This window comes from Streptomyces pallidus (ex Mingjun et al. 2026) (assembly GCF_051550185.1).
GTDB lineage: Bacteria > Actinomycetota > Actinomycetes > Streptomycetales > Streptomycetaceae > Streptomyces.
Genome location: NZ_CP196182.1, coordinates 699695 through 713109, shown reverse-complemented (window position 1 = coordinate 713109; position 13415 = coordinate 699695). Strand labels below are relative to the sequence as shown.

The window sequence follows — 13415 nt, the reverse complement described above, 5'->3', positions numbered from 1 at the left end:
ACGTCGGCGCATTGCGGGTCCTTCCGGGTGCCTGGGGTGGACACGGGCACAGGGGCCCTGCTCGCCGACCAGACTTCCCGGCACACCAGCGTCGATCCCGACGCGCTCCAGGAAGCTACCCGGTGGCAGCTGATTCCGCCAGGTCAAAGCCCGGCAAAGAGGGCCGCCGCCAGATTGCCGTACCCAGCCCGTCAACGTCGCGTAAGGAAGGTGTAAAGTCCGTCCCGGCGTGCCGGGAAGTCTGGTCGGCGAAAAGGGGACAACTCTCTTCGCAGATCGGGGCTTCCTGTGGTACTCGTCGCCGTCTTCGGTGTCGCGCTGCTCATCGCGGTGCTCATGTCCGGTCTCGCCGCCCGGACCGTGCTGTCCACCTCGCTGTTGTTCCTGCTCGGCGGAGCGCTGGTCAGCGACGGGTTTCTCGGGCTGGTCCACATCACCGCCGACAGCGAGATCGTCGCGGTCACCGCGGATCTGGCGCTGTTCGCCGTCCTGTTCACCGACGGCATGCACGTCTCGTTCCCCAAACTGCGCGAGAACTGGAAGAACCCGGCCCGCGCTCTGGGTCTGGGCATGCCGCTCGCCATGGCCGGCATGGCGCTGATCACCCACTACTTGGCGGGCCTGGACTGGACGACGTCCTTCCTCGTGGGCGCGGTCCTCGCGCCCACAGACCCGGTGTTCGCCTCCGCGATCGTGGGCCGCAAAGAAGTGCCGGCCAGGCTGCGGCAGCTGCTGAACGTCGAGAGCGGCATCAACGACGGCCTCGCCCTGCCGGTGGTTCTGCTCCTCATCGCCGCCGCCGGACCAACGTCGAAGCACGCCGAAGCATCCCTGAGCATGATCAGCCTGGAACTGGCGCTCGGTCTGGTTTTCGGCGTGGCGCTGCCGCTGGCGGTCGCCGCTCTGGTGCGGTTGCGGCTGCTGGGTGCCGAGCCGAAGCTCCAGCCGCTGCTCGCGCTGGCCACCGGGATCATCCTGTACGGGCTGTGCCACCTCACCCACGCCAATCCCTACCTGGCGGCGTTCTCCGCCGGCGCGGTCCTCGCTTCGGTCTCACCGCAGGACAAGACCGCCTTCGAGCCGCTGGGCGAGTCGCTGGCGGAGCTGGCCAAATTCGCCGCCCTGCTGGTCTTCGGCGCGCTCCTGACCCCGCAGCTGTTCGGGGCCCTGCCGCTGGGCGGGTACGTGGCGGTCATCCTGGCGATCGTGCTGATCCGCCCCGCTTCCCTGCTGGTGTCGCTGATCGGCACCGGCTTCGAGCGCCGGCAGAAGCTGGTGGCGGCCTGGTTCGGCCCCAAGGGCTTCGCCTCCGTCGTCTACGGACTGCTCGTCCTGCAGGCCGGCATCCCCCAGGGCCAGCAGGCGTACACGTTGATCGCCGTGTGCATCGCCTTCTCGATCATCGCCCACAGCAGCACCGACGTCCCCATCGCCCGCCTGTTCCACGTGGACGAGACCGACGTGCCCTCGGCCACCGGGCCGCAGACGGCGGGACCGGGGGCGGTGGGCAGCCCGTCCGCGCCCGCCCCCCGGCCGGGGACAGCGGTGATCCAGTGAGCCGGACCCGTCACAGCCGGTGCGCCGACGCGTGTGGGGTTCCTCCGCAGGGGCGGCGCGGCGGTGCTTGCCATGCTCACCGCAGCAGGGGCTCTGCCGGCTGCAGGTGTGCTCCTGGTCCAGGTTCCCCGCGCGGCGGCTAGGAAGCAGCGCTTGCGGACCAGGGCCCGGCTGCCCAGCCCGCGCAGGCTTGCGCAGCCTTCCGCCGGTACACCGCTAGCTGTATTGATCACGGACGTTGTTGACACGGGTGGGTCTTGATCATGACGAAGACCTCCGCTGTGGTGGAGCTGTCTAGGACTGCACCGCACGGAGGTCTTCGTGTCCCACCGTAACGCCCGGCTGACCGTTCATGGCAGACAACTGCCTGTCGATCGCGTCCTTTCCGGCCGCCCAGTCGCCCACGTCGCGGCGGAGATGGGCATCTCCCGCTCCACCGCACACAAGTGGGTCCGTCGCTGGCGCGCGGAGAACGAGTCGGGCCTGCACGACCGTTCCAGCCGTCCGCATGCCACGCCGCACCGGACCCCGGCCGCCACCGAGGCGCGGGGATGCCGACTACGCCGGGACCGCAAGCTCGGCCGGCCCGGATCGGGCCGATCCTGGGGCTGCCCGTCTCGACCGTGCATCGCATCCTGACCCGGCACGGCCTGAACCGGCTCGCGTTCCTGGACCGGCTCACCGGCCAGGTCATCCGCCGCTACGAACGAGAACGGCCGGGCGAGCTGATCCACGTCGACGTCAAAAAGCTCGGCCGGATCCCGGACGGCGGCGGCTGGCGCGTCCACGGCCGTGACGCAGGCTGCCGCGACCGCCACCGCCCGATCGGCTTCGACTACATCCACTCCGCCGTCGACGACCACACCCGTCTGGCCTACAGCGAGATCCACCCCGACGAGAAGGCCGCCACCCGCGCGGACTTCCTGCGCAGAGCCGCGGCCTTCTTCACCGCACACGGCATCACCCGCATCGAGCGAGCCCTGACCGACAACACCGCCGAGGCCCGCAACCGGGAAGCGGTGCTGCACCTCCTGATGAACGGCCACACAGCCGTCGCCCGCCAGATCGCGGGAGCCCTGCTGCCCGCGGCTGCCCGAACACGTCCGCGTCGGGCGGAGGAGTGCCGTTCCCTGGACGTACTGCGGCGCTCCGACGACGCGGCGAGGCGCGGTGCCGGGCGGCGCGCGCCCGGCAAGATCCGCAAGAGACGGCCCAGTGCTCGCACGCCTCAACCCCCGGTCCGATACGGGGGCGAAAGCGCCGGGATGTTTTCGGCATAGCTGCCGGATAGGTTGCGCAATCAGAATTCGTACCGGAATGTCGAGGGTTCGGCGCGACCAAGGTGCGGGGGTGACAGTACGCCGCCGGCTCCGCCCCGGTGGGCGGGTCGGCCGATGACACCGCTGCGCGGGCGCCCGCGCCTCGGCCACCGGGCGGCGCAGTCGAGCGGCACACAGCCGTGCCCGGCACGGTGCCGCACGCCTCGCTGCGCTACCTGATTTCCGATGAGTTGAACTCCCGTTGCCGAGGGCGTGGTCACGCCCACCTCCGACACCGTGCCGTGGGCTGAGCCCCGTCGGGCCGGAGGCTGCGCGAGGGACCCCGGCGTGCGATTCGAGGGCTTCCTGCCGTGACCCGGCACCGGAACCGGCCCATTCGTACCACTGTGAACCTGGAGAAGAAGATGATCAGGAACGTCGGCCGCACCTTGCGTGCGGCTGCGGTGACCGCCCTCGTCGGCATCGCGCTGGCAGCGGCGCCGGCGAACGCTGCGGCACCGGTCTGGGAGACGCTGCCCCAGCCCGTCGACGGCGACAGGGGGGCCGCGTACATACTCCCGTTCGATGCGGAGAACGCTTTCGTCAAGATGCGCCGGGGCACCTGTGTCGGCTGCAGGATGTCGGAAAAGCTGTGGCAGAAGGCCGGGAGCACCTGGAAGGCGCTGACACCTCCGGCTGACGCGAGCATCACCACGCTGACCGGCACCGCCCCCAACGATCTCTGGGCCATCGGCCGCGTGGACACGAGCACCGGTGTCTTCCGGGTCAACCACTATGACGGGACCAAGTGGTCGGGGAACCTCAGCCCGGACACCCAGCGCCTCGAACTCAAGGCGGCCGAGGCCGTCAGCCGCAACAGCCTGTGGGCGGTCGGCAACTCCCGCAAGGACCCCGGCTCGACCCCGACGGTGACGCACTGGAACGGGACGTCCTGGAACACCACCAAGTTCGACCAGATCGACGGCGGTCTCGACAGCATCGACGTACGGGCGGAGAACGACATCTGGGCCGTCGGCTACCGCAGCGCGGGCGGTACCGCCAACGACCGTCTCCAGGCGCTCGCCCTCCACTACGACGGTACCCGGTGGACGGAGGTGCCGGTTCCGGCGACGGCCAAGGTCAGCACCCTGCTGAAGGAGGTCAAGAGCAACGGCCCCAACGACGTCTGGGTGGCGGGGCACATCCTGGACGAGAAGGGCCTGGGCGAGCCGCACACCGGGGCGTACGTCATCCACTGGGACGGCACCGCCTGGACCCGCCGTGACGTCCCGGGTGCCGGCTTCGCCAACTCCTTCGCCGTGTACGGCGGCCAGGTCCACCTGGGGGTCTCGGGGGGCCGTGCGAACCTGGTCCGCTGGACCGGCAGCGCATGGGAGGCCGTCAGCGGCATCCAGGAGGGTATGAACGGAGTGGGCATGCTGGCCACCACGCCCGACGGCTCGCTCTACCTGGCCGGTACCAGCGGCTGGGACAGCGTGTTCGGAGGCCTGACCTACCACCTCCAACGCCTGGCCGCGCCCGCCGCGCGCTGACCGCACGTCGCACCCGCCCACGAGGGGAACGGCGGCGGACCGGCCCGGTATAAGGGAGCCGGTCCGTCGCCGTGGAGCAGGTGCGCGACGCCTGACGGACCGGGCCGGCCGGCTCGGGCGGATGGCCGCCCACTCCGCGTCCGTCATACCGGACGGGCTGCTACGTCTTCCTCCACCGCGGCGAGGAAGACGTCGAGGTCGACTTCGGCGAGACGTGGAGCCGTCTGCGCCTGTTCGCCCACTCCTGGGACGACGCGCCGGAACACGACGAGAGGCTCTGGCCCCCGATCCGGTACAGCCGTCTGCTTTACACCGTGACCCCGGTGCAGCCAGGAAGCACGACCCGGGATGACGACCCTGCCGCGCCGACCGGACCGAACGCGGGCGGGGCCCGAGGAAGAGGGGACGTGAAGTGGGACTACGGCTTCCCGCGGTTCTGGAGCCCGTACGGGCCGCGCTGAGCCTCGCCTGGCCGAAGGGTTGCGGCAACCGACCTCGGCACACTCGCCGATGCCGTCGAGCGGCCTGCGCCTGCGGGGAAAACATGCCTGTGCCGCCATAGTCAGTAGCCGGGAGCCACCGCCGCTGGCCGTTGCCGCGCGGCCGACGTCGACGCACGGCTGGCCACCGCGGTCGAGCATCTCATCACGCGCATCACCGACCAGGAGAACGACGGAGTCGCCCCGGCACCAGAAGACCTTCCCGGCGGCCCAGTCGAGACGAAGGGGGAAGCCGGTGCGGGCTCGCCGTGAGCGCCGGGCCCGTCCCGTATTGGAGAGGGACACCCGTGCCGTTCTGCCAGCGGCAGAACAGCGGCCGGACCGGGCTCGGCGATCACTACAGTCAGTCGCATGACGACGGTTACGACGCGTACGGTCGAGTACCCGGCCGACGGTTTGACGATGATCGGGCACCTCGCGCTCCCGGCCGGTGTCGCCCGCCGGCCCGCGGTGCTGCTCGGACCAGAGGGCATGGGGCTCAGCGACGTCGAGCGCCGCCGGGCCGATGCTCTCGCCGAGCTGGGATACGTAGCGCTGGCCTTCGACCTTCATGGCGGGCGCTACCTGGGTGACCCCGAGGAGATGCTGGCCCGTTGCCTGCCGCTGCTCGCTGATCCCGACCGGATGCGGGGGATCGGTCATGCGGCGCTCGACGTGTTGCGCGCCGAGCCGCGGACCGACCCCGACCGGATCGCCGCCGTCGGCTACGGCACCGGGGGCGCCGTCGGGCTGGAACTCGGGCGCGGCGGCGTCAACCTGCGCGCGATCGGGACGGTCAACGCGCTGACCACGGGCCGACCGGGCGAGGCGGCGCGCATTCGCTGCCCGGTGTGGGCCGGGGTCGGGTCGGAAGACCCGATCATGCCGCCCGCGCAACGGGACGCGTTTACCGCTGAGATGCAGGCCGCGGGCGTCGACTGGCGCCTCGTGGTCTACGGCGGCGCCTTGCACGCCTTCCACCACCCGCCGGTCGACCACCCCGTGGTCCCCGGCGTCGGCTACCACCGACAGCACGCGCAGCGAGCCTGGCGCGACGTCGTCGACCTGCTCGCCGAGTGCCTGCCCGTGACGGAGGACGTAGGGGCATGACCCAGACACACAAGCTGGTGCCAGGCCTGGTCGGCGTCGCGCACTGACAGCCCCTCCCCTCAAGCCCTCACAGCAGACCCGCATTCGGACAGTGCGGTCCTCGCAGCCCGCTCATCCCCCGCCTACGCCCGCTCCTCGTCCTCCCAGTCCTCGTCGTCCCAGTGCTCCTCCTCGTACTCCGCCTCGGCGTAGGCGAGCGGCTCGGCCACCCACCCCGCGGCGAGCACGAGCCGGGAGGACCGGTGCACGGCGAGAAAGCCGAACGGCCGGTCGAACCGGACGTCGACGGTCCGTACACGGTACGGAGGCGGCGCCGGCGAGCTGCCCACCGCCGCGCCGAAGGCGGTGACGGCGGCCGCCTCGAAGCCCTTCGCGTGGAACCGCGCCTTGGCCGACTGGCTGCCCGACTCGATGCGGAGCGGGTCGCGGCTGACCCCGGGGAAGTGTCCGGCGGCCGCGCGCGTGCGGGCCGTCTCCAGGCCGAACAGCCCGGCGTGCTCCAGGAGGTCGTGCTCTGCGTCGACGGAGAAGGCGACGGTGTCGACGCTCAGCCGCGGCTCGGGCCGGTACGCCGCCCCGACGCCGACCCGGAGTCCAGGTCCGGGCGTCCCCTCGGGCAGGGAGAAGCCGTCCACCCACGGCACGGCGCGGGTCGCGGCGGCGATGCCGCCGGCCAGCACCCGCCCGGCCGCGGCGTCCGGGGCGCCGAGAACGAGGTGGACGTCCACCCCTGTGTCGCCGACCACCTCCAGCACGGTGACGGGCCCGGCAGGCGTCCCCGCCACCCGGACGCGGTGCAGCAGCGAGGTCGTACGGAGCAGCCGCAGGACCTCCCGGCCGGCCCACGGACCCTCCGGGAAGGTTCCCGGCCACTCCTGGAACGGCCGTATCCAGCGGAGCCGCAGCGCCAGGGCGGACGCCAGGACCAGCCTGGTGTGCTCGGTCAGCTCCACCGGCATCCGCTCGATGAGGCCGCCCGTCCGCGCGGTCGCCCACTCGTCGAGCAGCTTGCGGTCGGCGGCCCGGTCGCCGGTGAGCCGACCCCGGGCCCCCTCGGGCAGCCGGGCCGCCCACTCCGGATCGAGCGGCAGGTCCGCCCGCGCCCACAAGCCGGCGGCGGCCTCCAGACCCCGTACGCGCCCCAGCGCCGCCAGCAGCTCCCGGGCCGCAGCCGAGGCCCCGTCCGCGGGTATGCCGAGCGCCCCGGCCAGTTCTGTCCGGGCGGGGCCGGCCGCCCCGTCCGCCAGGAGGGCCAGCAGCGGCCAGACCCCGGCGGCGGTCAGCACGGTTCCGGTACGCCCGTCGGGCTCGACCGCGGCTTCGGCCCAGCGGCTGGTCAGCCGGTTGACCGCACGGACCGTGGAATTCCTCGTACTCATGAGCGGAGCCTACGGGGAGGCCGCCGCCGCCCAGCAACGGGTTTTCCGCCCTCCGGGACCGTCGGCCGACGGGCGGCTCCGGCTCCCTCGTGGGCGGCCTGCCGTACCTGCTCGTACACGACGTCCCAATGGTGCCGCTGCCCGGCTGGATCGCCGGGCATCTCCAGGCAAAGCCTGGGACTTGGCCCGGCACCCGGCTCAGGTTCCGGGGAGGATACGGCGCGTTTCGTAGGCCCACATCGCGATCTCGACCCGGTTGCGAGCGCCGAGTTTGGCCATCAGGCTGGCGAGATGCGTCTTCACCGTGCTGAGGCTGATGTGCAGTGCATCGGCGATCTCGGTGTTGGTCAGCCCGCGAGCGACGGCGAGGAGCACCTGCTCCTCGCGGGCGGTGACGGGGGAGACCGGCTGGGCCACGGGCCGGCCGGCGGGCAGGTCCGCGAATGCCTGGAGCAGACGGACGGTGACGCTGGGCGCGATGAGCGCCTCACCGTCGGACGCCGACCGTACGGCCTGCGCCAGAAGGTCCGGTCCCGTGTCCTTGAGGAGGAATCCGCGGGCGCCGGCACGCAGTGAGCCGTAGACGTACTCGTCGAGGTCGAAGGTGGTGATGACGACCACGGCCAGCGGGTCGGCGACGCCCGGGCCGGCGAGCAGCCGGGTGGCTTCGAGCCCGTCGAGTACGGGCATGCGGATGTCGAACAGGCAGACGTCAGGGCGTAGTTCGCGGGCCAGACGTACCGCTTCCCGCCCGTCGGCGGCCTCGCCGGCCACCTCGATGCCGGGCTGGGCGTTCAGCATGATCCGCAACCCGGTGCGGATGATCGTCTGGTCGTCAGCGACGAGGACGCGAATGGACACCGCTCTCGCTCCTCGGTCTCGGCAGTTCGGCTTCGACATGCCAGCCCCGGTCGGTACCGGTACCCGGGCCGGCCCGTAGTGTGCCGCCGAGCAGGGTCGCGCGCTCGCGCAGTCCGGTGAGTCCGTATCCGTCGCGACCCCGCCCGGTGCGCCGGCCGTCGTCGCGCACGCTCACCCGTACCGTGTGCCGTTCCGCGGCGACCCGGACGACGAGCTCGGTCGCGTCGACCGCATGGCGCAGCGCGTTGGTCACCGACTCCTGCACGATCCGGTAGACGGCCGCGTCCACGGCCGGGGGCAGCGCGCCCAGTTCGCCGTCGAGCCCCAGGTCGACCCTGAGGCGACCACCCGGGGTGCGCACCAGGCGCTCCAGATCCGCGACTCCGGCAGGCGGCGCCAGCTCGGCGCCGACCCCGCGGTCGCGCAGCGCGGCGACCATGGCGCGCATCTCCTCCAGCGTGCGCGCCCCTTCCTCCTCGACCCCCTCCAGCGCCTCGACGGCGGCGGACGGGTCGGTGCCCGCGAGCACCCGGCCCGCCTGGGCGATGATCACCATGGCCGACACGTGGTGGGCCACCGTGTCGTGCAGTTCCCGGGCGAGCTGCTCGCGCTCGCGGGAGCGCACCTGGTCCAGCTGACGGTCGCGAGCGGTCACCCGGAACCGCACGGCGGCCCCGATCACGCCGGGAACGAGCAGGAAGACCAGGCCCACGACCTTTTCGACGACCGGGGTCCCGTCCACGGCGACACACAGCGTGCCGACCGCGAGGATCACCGCGCCGCCCAGCACGATCTCGCGTCCCGATCCCCACCGTGGCAGCGCGTACACCAGCACGAGCACGACCGCGCCGGTGTACAGGCCGACGGGCGCGCCCGGTGCGGCGACGAGCGAGGCCACCGGAAGCAGGGCCACGGAGCCGAACGCCAGCGTCACCACCGCCAGCGGGCGGGTCCGGCGCCACAGGGGCAGCAGGCACAGCCATACGGCGAACACCACAGCCACCGGCCGCCACGCGACGTTCTCGCGCAGGGTGGCCTCCAGCACCACACCGGCCAGGCCCGCGGCGAGCAGCGCCCAGTCCCGCCACACCCGGGCGGGCGCGCCGGGCGGCCGGGGTTCGGTCCACAGGGTTCGCAGGTCGTCTCGGAGCACGGTTCTCAGAGTAGGGGCCGCGGCGTGCCGCGCATCGGCCGAAAGGACGGCCTCTCCATCCCACTTGGGGCCGACGGATCCGCGGCCCGCGGGCCGATGCCGCGGAGCGCCGTGGCGACGAACCTCGGCATCGGCGGCCGTACAAGGACGGCCGACGAGGTGGTTGGAGGACCCCATGCTCTCGAAAGCCCTGTTGCGCCTGGGCGGGGGCGCTGCCCGCCATCCCTGGCGGGTGATCGCGGCATGGCTGGTCGCCGCCACACTCGTCGTCGTGGCCGCCGTCGCGTTCGGGGGGCGGACCGCGGACTCGATGACCGCTCCGGGACTGGACTCGCAACGGGCCGCGGAACTGATCGAGCGGGCCGGCACCGGGCAGGAGGGGATGACCGCCCAAGTGGTCGTCACTCCCCTCGACGGCGGTGCGACGTTCTTCGACGACGACGGCGCGCGCACCGCTCTCACGCGGCTGCAGACCGAGGTGAAGCGGCTGCCGCACGTGCTCGGCACGAGCGACCCTGCGGGGGCGCTCGACGCGGGCGGGGACACCGCCGTGCGCGGCGGCCTCGTCTCGGCGGACGGGCGGATCGCGGTCGTCCGGGTGCAGTACCCCGACCAGAGCCGGCTGTCGGCCGAAGACCTCGACGCCCTCGTCGGTCTCGGCGACCGGCTGCGCGCCGAACTGCCCCTGCGCATCGAGATGGGCGGGAACCTCTTCTACGCCTTCTCCGACCCCGACGGCGGCGCGAGCGAGCTGATCGGCCTCCTCGCCGCGGCCGCGATCCTGTTCCTGGCGTTCGGTTCGCTCGTCGCCGCCGCGCTGCCGATCGGCATGGCGGTCTTCGGGCTGACCGTGGGGGTCGCCACGATGACGGTACTGGCGGGGGTGACAGACGTCCCCGCCTTCGCTCCGGTCCTGGGCAGCATGGTCGGGCTCGGCGTGGGCATCGACTACGCGCTGTTCGTGCTCGCCAGGCACCGGGAGTACCTCGCGTGCGGGCTCGATCCGCAGGCGGCGGCCGGACGAGCCGTGGCAACGGCGGGGAGGCCCGTGGTCTTCGCCGGCGGCACCGTCGTCGTGTCGATCCTCGGCCTGGCGGTCGCGAACGTGCCGTTCATGACGGTGGGCGGGGTTGCCGTCTCGATCGTCGTCCTGACGATGGTGCTCGCGTCGGTCACGCTGCTGCCGGCCTTCCTCGGCGCGGCGGGCCCGCGACTGGCCCGGGCCGGCCGGATCGGCCGGGCTCTGCAGACCGGGAAGCTGGGCCGACTCTCACGGCGGCGGGGCACGGAGGCGGGCGCCGCCCACGCCGCCGGGTGGCGGCGCTGGATCGGGCACGTCGGCCGGCACCCGGTGCCGTACGCGGTCGGCGCCGCGGCGCTGCTGCTGACCGCGACGCTACCCGTGCTCGGCCTGCGCGTCGGCCTGCCCGACGACGGCTCACTGCCCCACAGCCGTACCGAGCGCCGCGCCTACGACCTCGTCGCCGAGGGGTTCGGCCCGGGCACCAACGGTCCCCTCGTCATCGCCGCGGACCCCGCCGGTGATCCGGGAGTGCTGGACCGACTCGTCGGGGCGGTCGCGGCGGATCCGGGCATCGCATCCGTCGCGCCGACGCACATCGATCGGGCCACCGGCATCGCGACCTTGGTGGTGTTCCCGACCACCAGCCCTCAGGACAAGGCCACGGCCGACACCATCGCCCGGCTGCGCACCGACGTGCTGCCCACGGCGATCGGGCACGGCCCGGCCACGGCCCACGTCGGCGGCGCCGCCGCGAGCCTGTCCGATGTGGGCCGCCGCACCAGCCAACGCCTGCCGGTGTTCGTCGCCGCCGTGCTGGCGATGTCGTTCCTGCTGCTGATGCTGGTCTTCCGCTCGATACTCGTACCGCTCAAGGCGGTGCTGCTGAACCTGCTGAGCATCGGCGCGGCCTACGGCATCATGGTCGCGGTCTTCCAGTGGGGCTGGGCAGGCGCACTCATCGGGCTGGAAGCGACGGTTCCGATCGTGTCGTTCATCCCGATGTTCCTCTTCGCCATCCTGTTCGGCCTGTCGATGGACTACGAGGTGTTCCTCCTCTCCCGCGTACGCGAGGAGTACCTGCGCACCGGCGACAACGGCACGGCGATCGTCGAGGGCGTCTCGGGCACCGCCCGGATCATCACCTCGGCCGCCCTCATCATGGTGGCGGTCTTCCTGTCCTTCGCCGTGGCCGAGGACCCCTCCGCCAAAATGTTCGGGCTCGGCCTGGCCACCGCGATCTTCGTCGACGCCACGGTCGTACGCATGGTGCTGGTACCGGCGACCATGACACTCCTCGGCCGGACCAACTGGTGGCTGCCGAAGTGGTTGGACCGGATGCTTCCCCGCGGCCCGGTCGGCACCGACGACACCGACGCGGAATCCATGGGTCAGGCCCCGCGTCCACGGCCGGTTGACCGTTGACTCAACTCCTGCCCGCCCTTGGCGTCCGGCACCTCAGCCGCCAGGCGTATGCCGTCCGTGCTGGAGGCCGGCGGGTGGGGCGGTAGGTGCCTGCGCGGTGCGGTGGCTGTGGGGTGCGGGCGTGGGCGCGCGTGGTTTCACGGTGCGGGTGGGGCGGTGGTCTGTTCGTCGTTCAGGCGGGCTCGCCACTGGCTGACGTGTTCCTCAGGGAGGGAGGCCAGGCGGGCGATCTCGGCGTCGCTGCGTCCGTCGGACCAGGCCAGGATCCGTGTCACGGTGCGGTTTCGTCCGGCGCGGAAGTCCTTGAGCAGGTTCTCGAGGCGTTCGATTTCCTTGCCTTCGAAGAGGAGCTGCTGGTCGACGCCGGCGCGTTCCTCGGCGCGCAGGTGGCGGAGGTAGGTGTGGAGTCCGGTCAGGACGAGCCCGTGTTCGCGCGCCGCGTTCTGGAACCTGTCGGTCAGGTCGGTCAGCACGTAGTCGGGGACGTCGGCGAGGGTGGCTCCGGGGGGTTTGGCCGCTTCCCAGGTGCCTTTGCCGGTCTCCGTCGTCTCCAGCCAGGTGCGGGCGTCTGTCGGGGTGCGGTCGCCGCACGCCTGCGCGCGGTAGGCGTACAGGGCGGCGCGGTGGCCGTAGAAGGTGAAGCCGTCCTCGATCTGCCTGCCGGCGGTGTGGCAGGCCCTGCCCGGCACTCCCCCGTAACCGGTGTCGGGCTGGTAGGCGGCGTAGGCATCGAGTTCGGCGTCGGTGGCCACGGCCCAGGAGGGTTCGCACAGCTCGGGGTTGGCGGCGAGGAAGGCGCCGACCTCGACGCGCCAGGCGGGAATCGGCGTCGTGCGCAGCCTGGGCCAGTGGAGGTCGCCGGAGGGGTCGAGGGTGTGGGTGGTGGTGTGTTCGATGTCGTCCCAGGCGGTGGCGGCCTCGGCTGACCATTCGAGCTCGCCGTCCGGTCCGATGCGGTGGATCGAGTCGACGAGGCGCTGCACGGCGGGGAGTATGCGCTGCGCGAGGGTGTGGAGCTCTTCGGCGGTGAAGAAGCGCCAGGTGCAGCCGTGCTGTTGGTCGTGGGTGAGGTGGCTGAGGAGTTGCACCATGGTTGCGGGGGCGGGGATGGTGCCGTCGCCGAGTGCCCTGCGGGGGAGCCCGGGGAGTTGGCCGGTGAGGTTGTCGCCCGGCGCGTGCCAGTTGGTGTCGCCGAACCAGACGGCGCCGTCGTTGGGGTCGATGGCCAGCCACTGCTGGTATCGCGTTCCGGGGCCGTAGCGCTGATCCTGCTGTTCGGCGTGCTCGTCGTGCCACACGTACTCGGCTGGTGGCGGGTCCAGCTCTGCGGCGATGAAGGCGTCCTCGGGGCGGTAGCCGGTGAGGACGCGGGCCGTTCTCGGCGCGCTGTCGGCTGCGATCATGAGGGGTTTCCTCTCGGTGGAACGTCAACCGCGGCCAACGTAGCCCGCCCGCTCCCATAGTAGTTTAATTTTCAGCCACCGCGTCCGATAGTCGGACGCACTGGGAACGTTGGCCTCGCGGAGGGGTCTACGCGCGTGCAAGCGGCGCCAAGTTGGCTGTTTTTCATGTGGCCTTCATGGCCTGTTCGCCTCTGGCTGCGGAGTCCAATGGGCCT

At 72.0% G+C, this 13415-nt stretch carries 8 protein-coding genes and 1 pseudogene; 5 read left to right on the top strand and 4 right to left on the bottom strand.

Features of this window, described 5'->3' with window-relative positions; genetic code table 11:
- The first annotated feature begins 288 nt into the window (after positions 1-288).
- The 4 genes and pseudogenes from ACSHWO_RS37955 to ACSHWO_RS37940 all read left to right on the top strand — a co-directional run bounded on the left by ACSHWO_RS37955 (position 289) and on the right by ACSHWO_RS37940 (position 5958).
- Entirely contained in the window at positions 289-1557 is a 1269-nt protein-coding gene (locus ACSHWO_RS37955; RefSeq protein WP_438319801.1) for a cation:proton antiporter, read from the top strand.
- A gap of 321 nt (positions 1558-1878) precedes the next feature.
- Positions 1879-2708: pseudogene (locus ACSHWO_RS37950) on the top strand (helix-turn-helix domain-containing protein); the annotation flags it as partial.
- 533 nt (positions 2709-3241) lie between these two features.
- On the top strand, positions 3242-4369 hold the full coding sequence (locus ACSHWO_RS37945; RefSeq protein WP_438319800.1) for a hypothetical protein: 1128 nt from the start codon (positions 3242-3244) through the stop codon (positions 4367-4369).
- Positions 4370-5220: 851 nt separating this feature from the next.
- Positions 5221-5958, top strand: coding sequence for a dienelactone hydrolase family protein (locus ACSHWO_RS37940; RefSeq protein ID WP_438319799.1), 738 nt, complete (start codon positions 5221-5223; stop codon positions 5956-5958).
- A gap of 122 nt (positions 5959-6080) precedes the next feature.
- Here ACSHWO_RS37940 and ACSHWO_RS37935 read toward each other — a convergent pair whose 3' ends face one another.
- The 3 genes from ACSHWO_RS37935 to ACSHWO_RS37925 form a co-directional block, all read right to left on the bottom strand.
- Positions 6081-7337, bottom strand: a complete 1257-nt coding sequence (locus ACSHWO_RS37935) for a serpin family protein (RefSeq protein ID WP_438319798.1) — start codon at positions 7335-7337, stop codon at positions 6081-6083.
- Positions 7338-7535: 198 nt separating this feature from the next.
- Positions 7536-8198, bottom strand: coding sequence for a response regulator (locus ACSHWO_RS37930; RefSeq protein ID WP_385843461.1), 663 nt, complete (start codon positions 8196-8198; stop codon positions 7536-7538).
- Positions 8173-9351: a sensor histidine kinase gene (locus ACSHWO_RS37925; protein ID WP_438319797.1), complete on the bottom strand. Its 1179-nt coding sequence runs from the start codon at positions 9349-9351 to the stop codon at positions 8173-8175. Before ACSHWO_RS37925 ends, ACSHWO_RS37930 begins: the two co-directional genes overlap by 26 nt.
- A gap of 175 nt (positions 9352-9526) precedes the next feature.
- On the opposite strand from ACSHWO_RS37925, the gene ACSHWO_RS37920 reads away from it, so the two are divergent.
- Positions 9527-11797: an MMPL family transporter gene (locus tag ACSHWO_RS37920; protein WP_438319796.1), complete on the top strand. Its 2271-nt coding sequence runs from the start codon at positions 9527-9529 to the stop codon at positions 11795-11797.
- 137 nt (positions 11798-11934) lie between these two features.
- On the opposite strand, the gene ACSHWO_RS37915 is transcribed toward ACSHWO_RS37920, so the two are convergent.
- Positions 11935-13200: a hypothetical protein gene (locus tag ACSHWO_RS37915; protein WP_385843476.1), complete on the bottom strand. Its 1266-nt coding sequence runs from the start codon at positions 13198-13200 to the stop codon at positions 11935-11937.
- Between the last annotated feature and the right edge of the window lie 215 nt (positions 13201-13415).

Excerpts from the sequence above, each read along its gene's own strand:
- ACSHWO_RS37945 (WP_438319800.1), top strand. The coding sequence starts at position 3,242 with ATGATCAGGAACGTCGGCCGCACCTTGCGTGCGGCTGCGGTGACCGCC.
- ACSHWO_RS37940 (WP_438319799.1), top strand. The coding sequence starts at position 5,221 with ATGACGACGGTTACGACGCGTACGGTCGAGTACCCGGCCGACGGTTTG.
- ACSHWO_RS37935 (WP_438319798.1), bottom strand. The coding sequence starts at position 7,337 with ATGAGTACGAGGAATTCCACGGTCCGTGCGGTCAACCGGCTGACCAGC.
- ACSHWO_RS37920 (WP_438319796.1), top strand. The coding sequence starts at position 9,527 with ATGCTCTCGAAAGCCCTGTTGCGCCTGGGCGGGGGCGCTGCCCGCCAT.
- ACSHWO_RS37915 (WP_385843476.1), bottom strand. The coding sequence starts at position 13,200 with ATGATCGCAGCCGACAGCGCGCCGAGAACGGCCCGCGTCCTCACCGGC.